This window comes from uncultured Tateyamaria sp., assembly GCF_947487805.1.
GTDB lineage: Bacteria > Pseudomonadota > Alphaproteobacteria > Rhodobacterales > Rhodobacteraceae > Tateyamaria.
This window is the reverse complement of the sequence record NZ_CANKXW010000001.1, coordinates 200,280-215,874: the sequence shown is the minus strand read 5'-3', so window position 1 is coordinate 215,874 and position 15,595 is coordinate 200,280. Positions and strand designations below refer to the sequence as shown.

General features: G+C 63.6%; 15 protein-coding genes. 10 read left to right on the top strand and 5 right to left on the bottom strand.

Annotated features, from left to right (window positions below; translation table 11 throughout):
• The first annotated feature begins 77 nt into the window (after nt 1–77).
• Nucleotides 78–242, top strand: coding sequence for a hypothetical protein (locus tag Q0949_RS01105; protein ID WP_299367348.1), 165 nt, complete (start codon nt 78–80; stop codon nt 240–242).
• 59 nt (nt 243–301) lie between these two features.
• Here Q0949_RS01105 and Q0949_RS01100 read toward each other — a convergent pair whose 3' ends face one another.
• Nucleotides 302–2,272, bottom strand: coding sequence for an AMP-binding protein (locus tag Q0949_RS01100; protein WP_299367345.1), 1,971 nt, complete (start codon nt 2,270–2,272; stop codon nt 302–304).
• 194 nt (nt 2,273–2,466) lie between these two features.
• Here Q0949_RS01100 and Q0949_RS01095 point away from each other — a divergent pair, with 194 nt between their 5' ends.
• The 4 genes from Q0949_RS01095 (at nt 2,467) to Q0949_RS01080 (ending at nt 6,162) form a co-directional block, all read left to right on the top strand.
• Nucleotides 2,467–4,359: a PAS-domain containing protein gene (locus Q0949_RS01095; protein ID WP_299367342.1), complete on the top strand. Its 1,893-nt coding sequence runs from the start codon at nt 2,467–2,469 to the stop codon at nt 4,357–4,359.
• Complete coding sequence (locus Q0949_RS01090) at nt 4,356–5,057, top strand: response regulator transcription factor (protein ID WP_299367339.1); 702 nt, start codon at nt 4,356–4,358, stop codon at nt 5,055–5,057. The genes Q0949_RS01095 and Q0949_RS01090 overlap by 4 nt, the downstream gene beginning before the upstream one ends.
• A 67-nt stretch (nt 5,058–5,124) precedes the next feature.
• A complete protein-coding gene (locus Q0949_RS01085) occupies nt 5,125–5,349 on the top strand; it encodes a WGR domain-containing protein (protein ID WP_299367335.1) in 225 nt (74 codons plus the stop codon).
• Between the two features lie 90 nt (nt 5,350–5,439).
• Nucleotides 5,440–6,162: a hypothetical protein gene (locus Q0949_RS01080; RefSeq protein ID WP_299367332.1), complete on the top strand. Its 723-nt coding sequence runs from the start codon at nt 5,440–5,442 to the stop codon at nt 6,160–6,162.
• Here Q0949_RS01080 and Q0949_RS01075 read toward each other — a convergent pair.
• Complete coding sequence (locus tag Q0949_RS01075) at nt 6,159–7,352, bottom strand: hydantoinase/carbamoylase family amidase (protein WP_299367329.1); 1,194 nt, start codon at nt 7,350–7,352, stop codon at nt 6,159–6,161. The genes Q0949_RS01080 and Q0949_RS01075 overlap by 4 nt on opposite strands.
• Before the next feature lie 101 nt (nt 7,353–7,453).
• Nucleotides 7,454–10,219 carry a formate dehydrogenase subunit alpha gene (gene fdhF / locus Q0949_RS01070; protein WP_299367326.1) on the bottom strand — a complete coding sequence of 922 codons (2,766 nt, stop codon included), beginning with the start codon at nt 10,217–10,219 and terminating at the stop codon, nt 7,454–7,456.
• Nucleotides 10,220–10,369: 150 nt separating this feature from the next.
• On the opposite strand from fdhF, the gene Q0949_RS01065 reads away from it, so the two are divergent.
• The 5 genes from Q0949_RS01065 (at nt 10,370) to Q0949_RS01045 (ending at nt 14,301) form a co-directional block, all read left to right on the top strand.
• Nucleotides 10,370–11,413, top strand: coding sequence for an AbrB family transcriptional regulator (locus Q0949_RS01065; RefSeq protein ID WP_299367323.1), 1,044 nt, complete (start codon nt 10,370–10,372; stop codon nt 11,411–11,413).
• Between the two features lie 101 nt (nt 11,414–11,514).
• The gene (locus Q0949_RS01060) at nt 11,515–12,168 is read left to right on the top strand and encodes a histidine phosphatase family protein (RefSeq protein ID WP_299367320.1); all 654 of its coding nucleotides are present in this window, start codon (nt 11,515–11,517) and stop codon (nt 12,166–12,168) included.
• 59 nt (nt 12,169–12,227) lie between these two features.
• The gene (locus Q0949_RS01055; RefSeq protein ID WP_299367317.1) at nt 12,228–12,839 is read left to right on the top strand and encodes a glutathione S-transferase family protein; all 612 of its coding nucleotides are present in this window, start codon (nt 12,228–12,230) and stop codon (nt 12,837–12,839) included.
• Nucleotides 12,836–13,885 (top strand): saccharopine dehydrogenase, encoded by a 1,050-nt coding sequence (locus tag Q0949_RS01050; protein WP_299367314.1) that lies wholly within the window; start codon nt 12,836–12,838, stop codon nt 13,883–13,885. Before Q0949_RS01055 ends, Q0949_RS01050 begins: the two co-directional genes overlap by 4 nt.
• The gene (locus Q0949_RS01045; protein ID WP_299367310.1) at nt 13,882–14,301 is read left to right on the top strand and encodes a hypothetical protein; all 420 of its coding nucleotides are present in this window, start codon (nt 13,882–13,884) and stop codon (nt 14,299–14,301) included. Before Q0949_RS01050 ends, Q0949_RS01045 begins: the two co-directional genes overlap by 4 nt.
• Here the strand turns inward: Q0949_RS01045 and Q0949_RS01040 are convergent.
• The gene (locus Q0949_RS01040) at nt 14,283–15,020 is read right to left on the bottom strand and encodes an SDR family NAD(P)-dependent oxidoreductase (protein ID WP_299367307.1); all 738 of its coding nucleotides are present in this window, start codon (nt 15,018–15,020) and stop codon (nt 14,283–14,285) included. The genes Q0949_RS01045 and Q0949_RS01040 overlap by 19 nt on opposite strands.
• A complete protein-coding gene (locus Q0949_RS01035; protein WP_299367304.1) occupies nt 15,017–15,595 on the bottom strand; it encodes a DUF3833 family protein in 579 nt (192 codons plus the stop codon). The genes Q0949_RS01040 and Q0949_RS01035 overlap by 4 nt, the downstream gene beginning before the upstream one ends.

Sequence of the window (15,595 nt, the reverse complement as noted above, 5' to 3'; positions counted from 1 at the left end):
TCCATCGCCCGCCGCATTGGGGGCATGTTAACCAATTTATGCGCATGCTCGGACCAACCTGTATCGGAGGGTCCATCATGTTTGACGCACTTGAACGCCGCTATCTGCTGAAACTCGCCTTCGACTGCCGCCGCAAGGGCCTCAGTGCCCGACAGACCCGCGCGGTCATGCGCAACAGCATCGGCGCCTTCACCGGTGACAACCGCCTGCGCTGTGCGGTGCGCCACGTCTTCGACACCTGACACCAACGCCCAAGGGATGGTGGGTGGGGCGATGCCCGAAGGGCGAGCGTCACGCATCATCACTCCGCCGCCATCTTTGTCACAACCGCAGATGTCGCCGCCGACCTGATTTCCAGTGTCGCCGAAATCGACCCTTTGCGCCCATCCTCATAGGTCACCTCGGTCACCGTCGACACGTTGGATGACCCATCATAGAGCGCCGCAATGATGTCCGCGTATTTCTCTTCGATGATCCGGCGACGCACCTTGCGGGTCCGCGTCAACTCACCGTCATCCGCATCCAGTTCCTTGTGCAACACGACAAACCGGTGCACCTGGCATCCCGACAACATCTCGTCCTGCGCCACGGACGCATTCACCTCTTCGACATGTGACTGGATCGTGGCCAGAACCTGCGGATGCTGTGCCAGTTCCTGATAGGACGCGTACCCGATATTGTTCCGCTCCGCCCAGTTGCCCACCGCCGTCAGGTCGATGTTGATAAAGGCCGTGCATTCGTCCCGGCCATTGCCGAACACAACCGCCTCCAGAATGTTGGGAAAGAACTTGAGCTTGTTTTCCACGTATTTCGGCGCGAACAGCGCACCAGAGGCCATCTGACCCACATCCTTGGCCCGGTCGATGATGCGCAGATGCCCGGTGTCTTCCTCGATGAACCCCGCATCACCCGTCGCAACCCAGCCTTCCGCGTCCTTGGTGTCCGCCGTGCTCTCGGGGTTCTTGTAATACTCCACGAACACGCCGGGCGACCGGTAAAACACCTCGCCATTGGGCTCGATTTTCAATTCCACACCGGGGCATTGCACACCCACCGTGTCGCTGCGCACCTCACCATCGGGCTGTGCGGTGATGAATACCGTCGCTTCGGTCTGACCATATAGCTGTTTGAGGTTGATCCCCATCGACCGGTAAAAATCAAAGATCTCCGGCCCAATCGCCTCACCCGCGGTATAGCCCACGCGCACACGGCTGAACCCAAGCGTGTTTTTCAGCGGGCCGTAAACCATCAACTCGCCCAGCGCGTATTTCAGACGGTCCCCAAGACCCACGGACTTTCCGTCCAGAATGGCGGGGCCCACCTTGCGCGCGTGGTCCATGAAATAGTGGAACATGCGCTGCTTGAACTTGCCCGCATCCTCCATCCGGATCATCACATTGGTCAGCTGACCTTCGAACACGCGCGGCGGGGCAAAGTAATAGGTCGGCCCGATCTCGCGCAGGTCCACGTGCATGGTCTCGGCACTCTCGGGGCAGTTCGTGCAAAACCCGGTCCACAGAGCCTGGCCCACGGAAAAGATGAAATCGCCCACCCATGCCATCGGCAGATAGGCCAGAATGTCATCCGTCTGCCGCAGCCCGTCGAACTCGGACGAGGATTTCGACGTCTCGATCACGTTGCGATTGCTCAGCACAACGCCCTTGGGCTTGCCGGTCGTGCCAGAGGTATACAGCATCACGCAAGTGCTGTCGTAATCCAGCTTGTCGATGCGCTTGGCCATCTCGGGCGCCAGCGCATCCCGCTTGGCGCGCCCGGTCTCCTGCACGGTGGAATACTGATGCAGCTTGGAATGATCGTACTTCCGCAACCCCCGCGGGTCGAGATAGATCATCTGCTCGAAATTGGGCAACTCGGCTTGCACTTCGATGACCTTGTCGACCTGCTCCTGATCGCCCACGATCACGAACCGCGCGCCACAGTGACCGAGGGTATAGGCCATCTCTTCGGCCGCAGCGTCCTGATACAAGGGCACAGGCACCGCGCCGCACATCTGTACGGCCATCATCGACCAATAGAGGTAGGGCCGGTTGCGTCCGATCACGGCGACAAAGTCGCCTTCGGCCACGCCCAGATCGATCAGGCCAAGGGCCAGCGCCTCGATCTCGTCGCGCGTTTCGGCCCAGGTCCAGCTTTGCCAGATCCCGAATTCCTTTTCCCGATAGGCAGGGGCGCTGCCGAACTGGGTCGCGTTGCGGTGCAAAAGCGCAGGCACGGACGCAAGGCCCGGCGCGCCATTAGGCGTTTCAACCAACTTCTTTCCTCCCAGACACGCCCCGACTGGCCGGGGTCGCGTTCGATCGCTCAGGCGATTCTTATCCGTCTCCTAAGGATGTCGCTCATACCTTCCACGTCAACTTTTTCCTGATGTTTTCCCAAACCTTACGAATTGTAACAGCCCGTCCGACAGCGTTGTGCGCGGGTCCGTGACAGTGCTAGCCATGTTGCATGGCACAGGATCACACAGCGTCCCTCACGGCCTCCGGCCTGAACCTGATCGCGCAGGCGTTGACGATCTACGACCGTGATTTGCGGCTTGCGGTGTGCAACGCGCCATTCCAGCAGATGTTCGACCTGCCCGACGCGTTGGTCACGCCCGGGTCGACCTTTCGCCAGACAATCACCCATCTGGCCCTCCGTGGCGAATACGGGCCGGTGGATGATGTCGACACCTTCGTACAGGAACGCGTCGATCAGGCCCTCGCGTTCGAGCCGCATTACATGGAGCGTACCCGCGCCAACGGCCGCACCATCAGCGTCGAAGGATCCCCCCTGCCGCAAGGTGGCTGGGTCACCGTCTATACGGACATCTCGCACACCAAGTCCCAGGAAGCGCTCTTGCGCGCCCGCGCCACCGAACTCAGCGATCAGGTCCTGCAACATACCGAAGCGCTCAGCGCCACCAACCGCCAGCTGGCCGCCACCGTCTCCGCACTCGAAGAGGCCAAGCGCCAGTTGACCCGGACCGAGGCGCGCACCCGTCTGACCACCGAAATGATGCCCGCCCATATCGCCCATGTGGACGCATCCGGGCACTATACATTTTCGAACAGACGGCTTGGCTCTGTGATCCCGAACCGGCCCACGGATATCGTCGGGCAACACATCTCGGATGCGCTAGGGGCCTTTGCCTATGGCCGGATCGTGCCAAACCTCACCCGCGCCTACAAGGGCGAAGCATCGGTGTTCGAATTCACCGACGAGGCCAGCGCGCGCCGCATCCGCGTGGCCTTTACCCCCGAAACATCCGGGGGCGTCTACATCCTGTCGATGGACATCACCGAAGAAACCCAGGCCCGTGTCGCCCTGCAACAAAACCGCCGCCGCACGTTGGCGGCCCAGATGACATCGGGCATGGCGCATGACTTTTCCAACCTGCTGACGATCATCCTCGGCCTGCAATCGAAACTGGCGCGTATGGACGATCTGCCACCCGGCGCGCAGGACCTGATCGACGGCACATTGTCGGCCTCGCGGCGCGGCGGCGAATTGCTGAATGCGCTGGCCGACATGACTGCCGGGCGCGCAATGCGGCCCGTGGCCACCGACATCCGGACACTGCTTGGCGATGTGCAGACCATGGCCCGCTCCACCTTGCCGGACGGCGTGACCCTGACCACACATGCGGATGTGACAGGGCCGCAAATGATCGACCCCGGCCTGGTCAAGGACAGCCTGCTCAACCTCATCCTCAACGCCCGCGACGCCTGCGGCACCGCAGGAGACATCACCGTCACCGCGCAATCCGTGCACGACACCTGGCTGGAGTTCAACGTATCCGACACCGGGCCGGGGTTCTCCGATGAAGCGCTGACGCATGGCTTTGACCCTTTCTTTACCACCAAGGGCAGCGAGGGGTCCGGCCTTGGCCTGCCCATGGTGTACGACATGACCAAACGCGCAGGCGGCGACCTCAAGCTTGGCAAGGCCGAGACCGGCGCACGGGTACGCTTGCGCCTGCCGCTGCGCCCCGCCCCTCAGCTGGCGGGCGCGCTGGTTCTGCTCGTCGAGGATGATCCGGACCTGCGCATGCACTACCGGGATATGCTGATGGGTCTGGGTCACGCCGTAATCGAGGCCGCAGGCGTGGACGAGGCCATCGCGCTCACCGCCGATCTGCCTGACATCGGGCTGGTCCTGTCGGACATCAACCTCGGCGCGGGCAGCCGCACAGGGGTCGATCTGGCCCGCCAACTGGGCCACGATCTGCCGGTGATCCTCATGACCTCTCTGCCGCCAACCGATCCGACCTTTCAACAGGCCACCCGCAGCGCACCGGTGCTGCGCAAACCATTCGAGGCCGCAGACCTTCAGGCCCTGTTGCAGGCAGATGCCGCATGACCCAGCCGCTTGTCACCATCCTCGACGACGAACCCGCAATCCGCACGATCCTGTCGGACGCCCTCGAAGAGGCCGGTTTCCGCACCCTGTCCTTTTCCCGCGCCGCTGCGTTCGAGGCGGCGTTGAAAACTCACAAACCCGATGTGTGCCTTGTCGATCTCGGTCTGCCGGACACCGACGGCCTGACGTTGGTGCACAAGCTCGCACTTGAACAGGGGGCCGCCGTCATCATCATCTCGGGCCGCGCGCAGGTGCAGGACCGGGTGACCGGGCTCGAACTGGGGGCGGACGACTATATCATCAAACCCTTCGATCCCGCCGAGGTCGTGGCCCGAATCCGCGTCCGCCTCCGCACGCCCAAGGCCGTCGCCCATCCCGGCCAGACCGCACGTTTCAACGGCTGGACGGCGTCCTTTGACAGTTACACGCTCACCGACGATGCAGGCGTGCAAACCACCTTCTCCCATGCCGAGGGCGAGGTGCTGCGCCTCTTCCTCGAGGCCCCCAAACGCCTCATCAGCCGCGCGCAAATGCAGGAAATGCTGGGCGGCGCGGCGGGCGAAAGCTTTGACCGCGCCATGGACGTCCGGATCAGCCGCCTGCGTACCAAGCTGCGCGAAGACCCCAAGAACCCGCGCCTGATCAAGACGATCTACGGGGCCGGGTACATCTTTCTGGGCGATGTGAACTGGGCATGACAGACCACTCAGGACATGGCGACACGCGCCCTCTTTGCGATGACGAAAACTCTGCTATATTCGCCCCATGGTAGAGGCCCTGCTATATCGCACCTGTCGCAAACACGTCCGGTACTACCGCGTGGAAATCGCGTTCAACCTGTTCACCGAGGCCTCCGTCGTGATCGAATGGGGCCTGCGCGGCGGCACCCCGAACCGCCTGATCTTCTGTCACGGCGATCTGCGCGGCGCGTCCGCGGCAGCCGACAAATACCGTGAACGCGCGCTGCGCCGTGGATACGTCCTGTCCTGATCTGCGCCCAATGGCCCGGAATACCTGACTATCATATCCCGTGCGGGTTGCCCTAAGGTCAGGCATTCCTCCCCCCGAAAGGGCCACACCATGTCTTCCGCACTTCGTTTCAAGGGCTTTGCCCTCATACTCAACACGCTCCTACCATTTGTCCTGATCCTCGGCCTCGGCGTGTTCTTCAACGCCCTCTACGGCACCATCCGCGCCGAACTGGCCCCGCCGGTCAATCAACTGATCACCGATGCACGGCAGCTGGCCAGCCACGCCCAGGAGGCCGCGCGCACCGTCGACGCCACCGCCAAACTGGTTCAGGCCAACGCAGGCGAGGCCGCAGACGCGGTGCAAAACCTCGTCGAACCCCTGACCAACTTCAAGATCAGCATCCCCGCCCTCAACATCCCGATCCCGAAATTCGGCGACTGCAAGATCACCAAGATCAGCAAGTGCGTCGGCAAGATCAACGTGTTCAAAGGACTGGGCGACACGATCAACGCGGGCCTGCGCGAGGCCTTCAAGGAACCCCGCGCCGAGTTCGCCAAGATCAGCAAAACCGTCGACGAAACCCTCGCCGAAGTGAACAAGCTCAAGCCGCTCGCCGAAAGCTTCCGCGCCCAAGCCCGCGAATTCACCAACCGTGCCCAGGCGCTCTCCGGCGCACAACGCCGCCTCGCCGAAGGGGTCGCCGACATTCTCTACGTGGCCATGTGGGTGCTGGGCGCGATCTTTGTCTGGGTGTTGATCAGCATGGGCTGGTGGGTGCTGGAACGGCTTGGCCTCGGTTGGCACCTGATGCGCCACGGGGCCTACCCTTAGGCGTTCAACCCCGCCGCATGCGCGAGAACGCGCAGCCCGGCAACCAGATCGGGTTCGGCCGTGTCTTCGTCAAAGGCATGGCTGATCCCGCCAATGGACGGCACGAACAGCATCGCAACCGGCATCAGTCGCGCGACATTGGTGGCATCATGCAAGGCACCGGACGGCATGGTCCGCCACCGGCCCGGGGCCACGGCTTCGGCCCCTGCCTCAAGCCGCGCGCGCAAGCCTGCATCCATCGCCACAGGCTCCAGGCCCAACAGCGGCCCTTTCTCGACACCCAGTTCCATCTCGGCGGCCACTTCGCTCAGCACCTCGTCGATCACTGCCTCCATCCGTGCCAAACGAACCGGATCGCCGTCACGCCACTGCATCGAAAACCGCACCTCACCCGGCACAATAGACGACGCATTGGGCGCAACCGACACATGGCCAATGGTCCAGACACTCTGCGGCGTCACCACATTGCGCAACCGGTCGTTCAACCGCGACGAATACGCAACCAACCCCTGAAACGCATCCCGCCGCAGCGCCATGGCCGTGGTGCCCGCATGGTTCTGCTGCCCGGTCAGCGTGATCACCCGGTCGCGGATACCAACGATGTCCGTCACAACGCCAATCCGCTCGCCCGCTGAATCCAGCGTCGCCCCTTGTTCAATATGCAATTCGACAAACCCGGTGAATTGTGCGGGATCAACGGCACCTGTCACCCGATCCCCCACCGCCTGACGCGCCGAGCCAAGCGTCACACCGTCATGATCCAACAACTCATCTGCATCCCCGAGGGACAAACCACCAGACCACACGTTCGATCCTGTTGTGACGCCGAAACGGCCTTCCTCATCCTGAAAGGACACAACCGAAATCGCAGGCCCGCCCGCTTCGACACTGGCCCGCGCCACTTCAAGCGCCGCCACCACACCCAACGCCCCATCCAGCCACCCGCCCTGAGGCTGGCTGTCCGAATGTGAGCCCAACAGCAACGATGGCGCACCCGCCAAACCAAACAGATTGCCCATCGCATCGCACTGCACGTGCAACCCTGCCGCATCCATACGCTCCGCCAGCCAATCGCGCGCCGCCATATCCGCGTCACTATAGGCTGGCCGCACAACACCCTTGCCCACACCCGCGGCACCAAAGCGCCGCAGATCCTGCAAATCCTGCAAGAACCGTTCGGGGTTCACCACCGCACAGCTTTCCTTTCGCCCAAAATACCTTGGGGAGTTTGAGGGGTGAAACCCCTCATTCACAAGACAAAATCGCGTGCGCCGTCAGGCGCGCCTGTGGGTCACTCCGCCGCAACCGCCCCCGCCACGGCTTCCACGCGCACGGCCGAAAACTTGAACTCGGGGATCTTGCCATAGGGATCCACCGCCGGGTTGGTCAGGATGTTCGCTGCCGCCTCTACATAGGCAAAGGGCAGGAACACCATGTCCGGTGCGACCGCGCGATCTTCGCGCGCCATGATCTCGATCGACCCGCGTTTGGTCGTCAACCGCACCATCCCGCCCGCAGGCACGCCCAGCTTGCGCAAAGTACTCGGATGCAACGAACAGTTGGCTTCCGGCTCCACCGCGTCCAGCACCGTGGCCCGCCGCGTCATCGACCCGGTGTGCCAATGCTCCAACTGCCGACCGGTGGTCAGGATCATCGGATACTCCGCATCCGGCACATCATCCGGCGGGATCACTGCCGCAGGCGTGAACCGCGCGCGCCCGTCGGGCCGCGGGAACCCGTCGCCAAACACAATCGGCTGCCCGGGATCCTCGGGGCTGAGCGACGGGTAAGTCACCGCGTTCTGCCCCTCCAAACGCTCCCAGGTGATGTTGTTCAGCGACTTCATGTTCAGCTTCATTTCGGCAAACACATCTGCCGGGCTCTGATAATCCCAACCCAGCCCCAGCCGCTTCGCCAGTTCGACCTCGATCCACCAATCCTCGCGCGCCTCACCGGGCGGCGGCACCGCAGGCCGGCCCATCTGCACCTGACGATTAGTGTTGGTCACGGTCCCCGTCTTTTCGGCAAAGGCCGACGCAGGCAGGATCACATCGGCATAGTTCGCCGTCTCGGTGATGAAAATGTCCTGCACCACCAGATGATCCAGCTTGGCCAATGCATCCCGCGCATGTTCCACATCCGGGTCCGACATCGCCGGGTTCTCGCCCAGAATGTACATCGCCTTGATCTCATCCGCATGGACCGCATCCATGATCTCGGTCACGGTCAGCCCTTTCTCGTTCGAGAAATCGCCCGACCCCCAGACATCCGTAAAGGCCGACCGCACACCATCATCCGTCACCGTCTGATAGTCCGGCAGGAACATCGGGATCAAACCCGCATCCGACGCGCCCTGCACATTGTTCTGCCCCCGCAACGGATGCAGCCCCGCACCGGGCCGCCCCACTTGACCTGTCATCAACGCGAGCGAAATCAAACAGCGCGAGTTGTCCGTCCCGTGAATGTGCTGCGACACACCCATGCCCCAGAAAATCATCGCCGACTTGGCCCCGGCAAAGGTCCGCGCCACATCGCGCAGCGTCTCCGCATCGATCCCGCACATCTCGGCCATCTTTTCGGGTGCAAAGCCCGCCAGATGCGCCTTCTCCGCCTCCCAGTTCTCGGTATAGGCGTCGATATACTGCTGGTCGTAGAGGCCTTCCTCCACAATCACATGCATGATCGCGTTCAGCATCGACACATCCGCACCCGGCCGGAATTGCAGCATATGCGACGCAAACCGCTTCAGCGCCTGCCCCCGCGGGTCCATCACGATCAGCTTGCCGCCACGCTTGGTGAACTGCTTGAAATATGTGGCCGCCACCGGATGGTTCTCGATCGGGTTACACCCAATCGCAATCGCCACATCCGCGTTCTCAATCTCGTTGAATGTCGCGGTCACAGCGCCCGAACCCACATTCTCCATCAACGCCGCCACCGAACTCGCATGGCACAGCCGCGTGCAGTGATCCACGTTGTTGTGGCCAAATCCCTGCCGGATCATCTTCTGGAACAGATAGGCCTCTTCATTCGTACACTTGGCCGAGCCAAAACCCGCCACCTCACGACCACGCCCCTTCATGCCGTTCGCGGCAAAGTCCAACGCCTCGTCCCACGATGCCTCGCGGAAATGCGTCGACCAATCACCGGGGTCCACATTCAACCCCTTGGCAGGCGCATCCTCGCGCCGGATCAGCGGCTTCGTCAGGCGGTGATCGTGGTGGATGTAATCGAACCCAAACCGCCCCTTCACACAAAGCCGCCCTTCGTTCGCGGGGCCATTGATGCCCTCGACATATTTGACGCGGCCGTCCTTCACCTTCAGCGAAATCTGACAGCCCACGCCACAGAACGGGCAAATGCTCTCGACCTCGCTGTCGTAGTCCTTGCTGTCGCCCACCTGCGCATCATCCACCACCGTGGACGGCATCAAAGCCCCCGTCGGACACGCCTGCACACACTCGCCACAAGCCACACAGGTGCTGTCCCCCATCGGATCGGCAAAATCAAAGGTCGGATAGGCGTCATGCCCGCGCCCCGCCATGCCGATAACATCGTTGACCTGAACCTCGCGGCACGCCCGCACGCACAAACCGCACTGAATGCACGCATCAAGGTTCACCGACATCGCCACGTGGGAATCGTCCAGCAGCGGAATGCGCCCCTCTTCCAGCTTCGGAAACCGGCTCTCCGTCACGCCGTTCATCTCGGCCATGTCCCAAAGATGCGCGGACTTGTCGTGGGCCACGTCACGCTCCGGCTGGTCAGCCACGAGCATCTCGACGACCATCTTTCGGGCTGTCTCGGCACGGGCCGAATTGGTGGTGACCACCATGCCTTCAGCAGGCTCGCGAATACACGAGGCGGCCAATACCCGCTCGCCCTCGATCTCGACCATACAGGCGCGACAATTGCCGTCAGGGCGATATCCGGGCGCCGGCTTGTGGCACAGATGCGGGATCACAAGGCCACGGCCGTTGGCTACTTCCCAAATGGTCATGCCGGCCTCGGCCTGCACCTCTTGGCCATCCAGCGTGAATGTCACCTTGTCCGTCATCGCGCACATCTCCCTGCAACTGCACCCGTTCTAGCCTGCGCACCGAAGCCAAAGGACTCCCAATCCCGACACCAAGCCCCGGTTTTGCGCCACCCGCGTTTCCGATCCGCAACCATTGCCCCGCCTGCGCAACAAAGATAGCCATGGACCATGCTCGCCCGCCCAACACCCGACAGCCTGCGGATCACCGCCCAAACCCTGCTTGTCGGTGCCATCGGCGCAGGGGTCGCCGAAACGCTGCACGCCCCCATCGCGGTCCTCACGGGACCCGCGCTTGTTGTGGCCGTGGCAGCACTTGCGGGCCTGCGCACCGGCATCGACGACACGGTCCGCAACCTCGTCTTCCTGCTGGTGGGCGTCAGCATCGGCAGCGGCGTCGACGCGTCCTCGGTCCAGGCCATGCTGCGCTGGCCCTTGGCCTTTGCCGCCCTTGGCGTGATGCTCTGGGCAACGCTGTGGCTCTGCGGCCAGATCCTGCAACGCGGCTTTGCCATGGATCGGCGCAGCGCCTATCTCGCCGCCGCCCCCGGTCACCTCAGCTTTGTCGTCGGCCTGTCGACGGGCCTCGGCCTCGACACGACCCGCATCGTGGTGATCCAGTCCGTGCGCCTGCTGGCCCTTACACTGACCGTGCCCGCAATTGCCCTCGCCCTCGGTTTCGAGCTGACAGGCCAGGTCCTGCCCAGCGGCGCGCCCATGCACTGGATCGATCTTTTCATGCTGCTGGGCCTCGGCTACGTGCTGGGCTATGCGCTGGACAAGATCGGCCTGCCCGCACCCCTGCTGATCGGCGGCATGGTGGCCTCATCCGTGGGTCACGCCACCGACCTGACACCCGGCTTCATGCCGCCTTGGCTGGCCTATGCCGGGCTCATGACCGTGGGCACGCTGATCGGCGCCCGGTTCAACGGCCTTACCCGTGCAGCCTTTGCCCAATCGCTCGGCGCGGGGCTTCTTGTTACCGCGCTCACCGTGCTGATGGCGCTGGCCACGGCGCTGCCGGTGGCTCTCGCGCTCGGCTTTGACCCCGCCCATGTCCTTGTCGCCTTCGCTCCCGGCGGGCTCGAGACGATGATCGCCATGGGCATCGTCCTGGGCGCAAATCCGGGCTTTGTCGCGGCCGCCCATGTCGCACGGCTCCTCTACCTGACGGTCATGCTGCCCGCCTTCGTTGGCCGCATCAAACGCGACTAACCCTTCATTGTTCCGATAAATATGCCCGCCGGAGGCACCCGCACTTTCCACACCGCGACCCGTGACCTAGAACAATGCACACAGAGCAGCCGAAGGCCCCCATGTCCCACATCACACTCATCCGCCACGGTCAGGCCAATACCCACGCAAAGGACGAGGCCAGCTACGACCGGCTCAGCCCGCTGGGCCACCAGCAGGCGGCATGGCTGGGCGACCACATGCGGGCCACCCACCAGCATCACACCCGGCTCTATACCGGCACCCTGCGGCGGCACCTGGAAACGGCGGACGGCATGCAGACGGGGCTCGAGGCCACCCGTGACGCGCGCCTGAACGAGCTGGAATATTTCACGATGGCCCGGGCGCTCGAGGCCGAGCACGGCATCGCCGCCCCCGAAGATCCCAGCCAGTTCGTCCACCATTTTCCCAAGGTACTGGCCCATTGGCAAGACAACCGCCTCGAAGGCGCCCCCGAACGCTTCGACGCCTTCGAGACACGGATCAGGGACTCCCTGCGCGAGATCGGCGAAGGCGAAGGCCCCGCGCTGGTGGTCACCTCCGGTGGCCTGATCGCGATGGCGATGCGGTTGCATCTGGGGCTGGACATCAGGGCCATGGCCAATGTCGCGCTGGCGATCATGAACACGTCCATGCACCGGCTGCACCCGATCGGTGGCACGTGGTCGCCGGTGATGTTCAACGCCGTCCCCCACCTTGAAACACCGGACAGGCATCATGCGCAAACGCATGTATAAAGTCGTGTGCGCAGACGCATGTATGACACTCACCTAAGCCTCACAGCCAAGGATCTGACATGAAACTCTACTACGCCCCCGGCACCATCTCCATCGCTGTCGCCATCGCGCTGCGCGAGGCAGGGATCGACCATGACACGCACAAACTGAACTTTGCCGCAGGCGAACAAGGCAGCGCGGACTATGCACGCATCAACTCCAAGGGCCGCGTGCCCGCGCTCGAGACGGACGGCACGATCCTGACCGAAACCGGGGCCATCCTCGAATACATTGCCGCCCTATCGCCCGGCCTGATGCCCGCCGACCCGGTCGAGGCCGCACGCGCCCGGGCGGTGATGTTCTATCTGGCCTCGACCATGCATGTGAACCATGCCCACAAGATGCGCGGCCACCGCTGGGCCGACACCCCCGCAAGCTGGGAGGACATGACCGCCAAGGTGCCCGAGACAATGGCCGCCTCGGCGCAGTATATCGAGGACGAATGCCTCACGGGCCCCTTTATCCTTGGCGACACGGTCACGATTGCCGACGCCTATCTCTTTGTGGTGTGCAACTGGCTGCCGGGTGACGGGGTCGATCTGGCCCCCTATCCGAAACTGTCCGCCTTCATGACCGCGATGGAGAACCGCGTGAGCGTGCAGGCGGTGCGCAGCAACGGCATGCTGCCGTGACCCATCTGTGGGTCCGCGCCGAACAACGCGACAATGAAACCCGCGTGGGCCTCACGCCCGAGGGCGCGGGCAGGCTACGCGCCGCCGGCATCGCGGTCACGGTAGAAGACAGCACCGCCCGCTGCATCCCCACCGACCGCTACGCCGCCGCAGGCGCTGCAATCGCGCCCGAGAACAGCTGGCCCATGGCGCCCGATGACGCCATCATCTTCGGGCTCAAGGAATTACCAGAGGATGGGACGCCCTTGCGGCATCGCCACATCATGTTCGGCCACGCGTTCAAGGGGCAACCTGCGGGCCAGATCCTCTTGCGCAGGTTCCAGGCGGGGGGCGGGACGCTCTATGATCTGGAATATCTGGTGGATGCGGACGGACGCCGCGTCGCCGCCTTTGGCTATTGGGCGGGCTATGCCGGGGCGGCGGTGGCGCTGCGCTGCTGGATCGCGCAGCAAAATGGCACCATCGCGGGGCCCGTGGCCCCCTATCCCAGCTCGAACCACCTGCTTGCCGATCTGCAAGGCGCACTGGTCGCCACCGGCACGCACCGTCCCACCGCGCTGATCATCGGTGCACTGGGTCGCGTGGGCACTGGGGCCGCCGATCTGTGCACCGTGATGGGCGTGCCGACAACGCGCTGGGACATGGCCGAAACCGCGTCCGGTGGGCCGTTCCCGCAGGTGCTGGCCCATGACATTTTCTTCAATTGCATCCTCGCGCGGCCGGGCACGCCGGTGTTTGTCCCCGCGGGGACACCCCACCAGCCCCGCAAACTGACGGTAATCGGCGACATCGCCTGCGACCCCGACAGCGATTTTTCCCCGATCAAGGTCTATGACCGCACGACCACGTGGGACGCGCCTGCCCTGCGGGTCCACGACCACCCTGCGCTGGATGTCACGGCCATCGACAACCTGCCCTCGATGCTGCCGGTGGAAAGCAGCGAGGATTACGCCGAACAGCTGCTGCCCAGCCTGCTGGGCCTGACCGACCTCGATACCGGCGTCTGGGCCCGTGCCCGCGCGACCTTTGACGCAGCACTGCGGTGACGATGCGGGCGCAGTACCATTTCCGCCCCGGCCCGGACGGGCTGCGGGCGTGGGACATGCGCAAGATCGTGGCACAATGCGCCGATCTGCCGGTGCGCGATGTGCCCCTGTCCGAGATTGCGGAACTGGATGAGGATTGGTGGTTCGCCCATGGCGGCACCGCCACGCCGCGCGCGCTGGCCGCACATATGGCGCAGGTTACCGAGGTCGACTGCACCTTTCCAATTGTACTGGACGCGGAGGGGCGGCTGATGGACGGCATGCACCGCGTGGTGCAGGCGCTGCTCGCGGGGGCGCAGACGGTCAGGGCCGTGCAGCTGGCGCAGACGCCGGCGCCCGACTTTGTCGGTGTGGCGCCGGGTGACCTGCCCTATGGCGATGATCCGGCGCGCAACGATCAGGAAAAGATGCGGTAGTACAACCAGTCCGGCAAGAACTGCGACCCGCGGAACAGCAGCGAAAAGAAGGTCGGGAAACTCTTTTTGAAATGGTCGGACATCATCAGCTCGACCATCTCGCGCGCGGCGTCCTCCGGCTCCATGATGAACGGCATCTTGAAATCGTTCTTGTCGGTCAGCTGCGTCTTGATGAATCCTGGATTGGCCACCTGCACCCGCACGCCGGTGTCGCGCAGATCGGCGTACATGCACTCGGCCAACGACATGGTGGCCGCCTTGGACGCCGTGTATCCGATGGACCCCGGCAAGCCGCGGAACCCGGTCAGGGACGAGGTGACGACGATGTGGCCCGCATCACGCGCCACGAATTGCGGCACGACCTGCCCCAGCACCCGCATGAACCCGGTAAAGTTCACATCCGCCATCGCCACGGCCTGCTCCGCGTTCCAGTCGCGCGCAGAGAACGGCCAGTAGACCCCCGCCAACAGCACCAGACCGTCGATCTCGCCCACGGCTTCTGCTGCGGCGCGCACGCTGTCGTCATCCGCGATGTCGATGGTCTGGTAGGACGCCTTGCCCGGCAGCCCTTCGACCACCTCGGCCAGCTTTTCCTCGGACCGGGCCGACACGATCACCTCTGCGCCGATGCGGCTGAGTTGCTGTGCCAGCGCCTTGCCCAGACCGTCGCTGGCGCCCACCAGCCAATAACGTTTCCCTGCCAGGTCAATCGAACTCATGCTGCCTCTTTCAGTTCTTGTGGTGCCGGACGCATGGTCGCCACCAGTTCGGCCACTTTGATCCCGTATTTACGGAACTGCGAGCGGTTCACGATGGTTCCATTGGGCGCGAGATACATCCAGTCGACGGTGTCCAGCACGTGCCCGCCCGAGCTTTTGGGCAATTGGAAGCGGTACTTGAGCTGTACCGAGCTGCCCGATTGCTGGCCCGTAGCCGTGCCCACTACATCGTCGGCCGTGGCCGTGATCGCCCCGTCCGGTTCGACCGTCAGATGCCAGCAGCGGTCCTGTTGCGTGCCGTCATCGTAATGGAAAACCTCGTCCATGGTGCCGCTGTCGCCGTCCCAGTGGCACTGGAACTCGCCGACAAACCGCGAGGACACGCGCCCCATGGGGCCATAGATCACGCCCTCGCAGATGATCGGGCCATTCAGATGCGTCCGCACATCGAACAGGGTGTCCGCACCGGCATAATCCGCCGGGGATTGCGCGAGAAAGTCGGCATATCGGGACCGTGTCCAGCCTAGGGCAAAGATCACGACGGCACCGATCAGTACAAAGATCAGGTCTTCCAT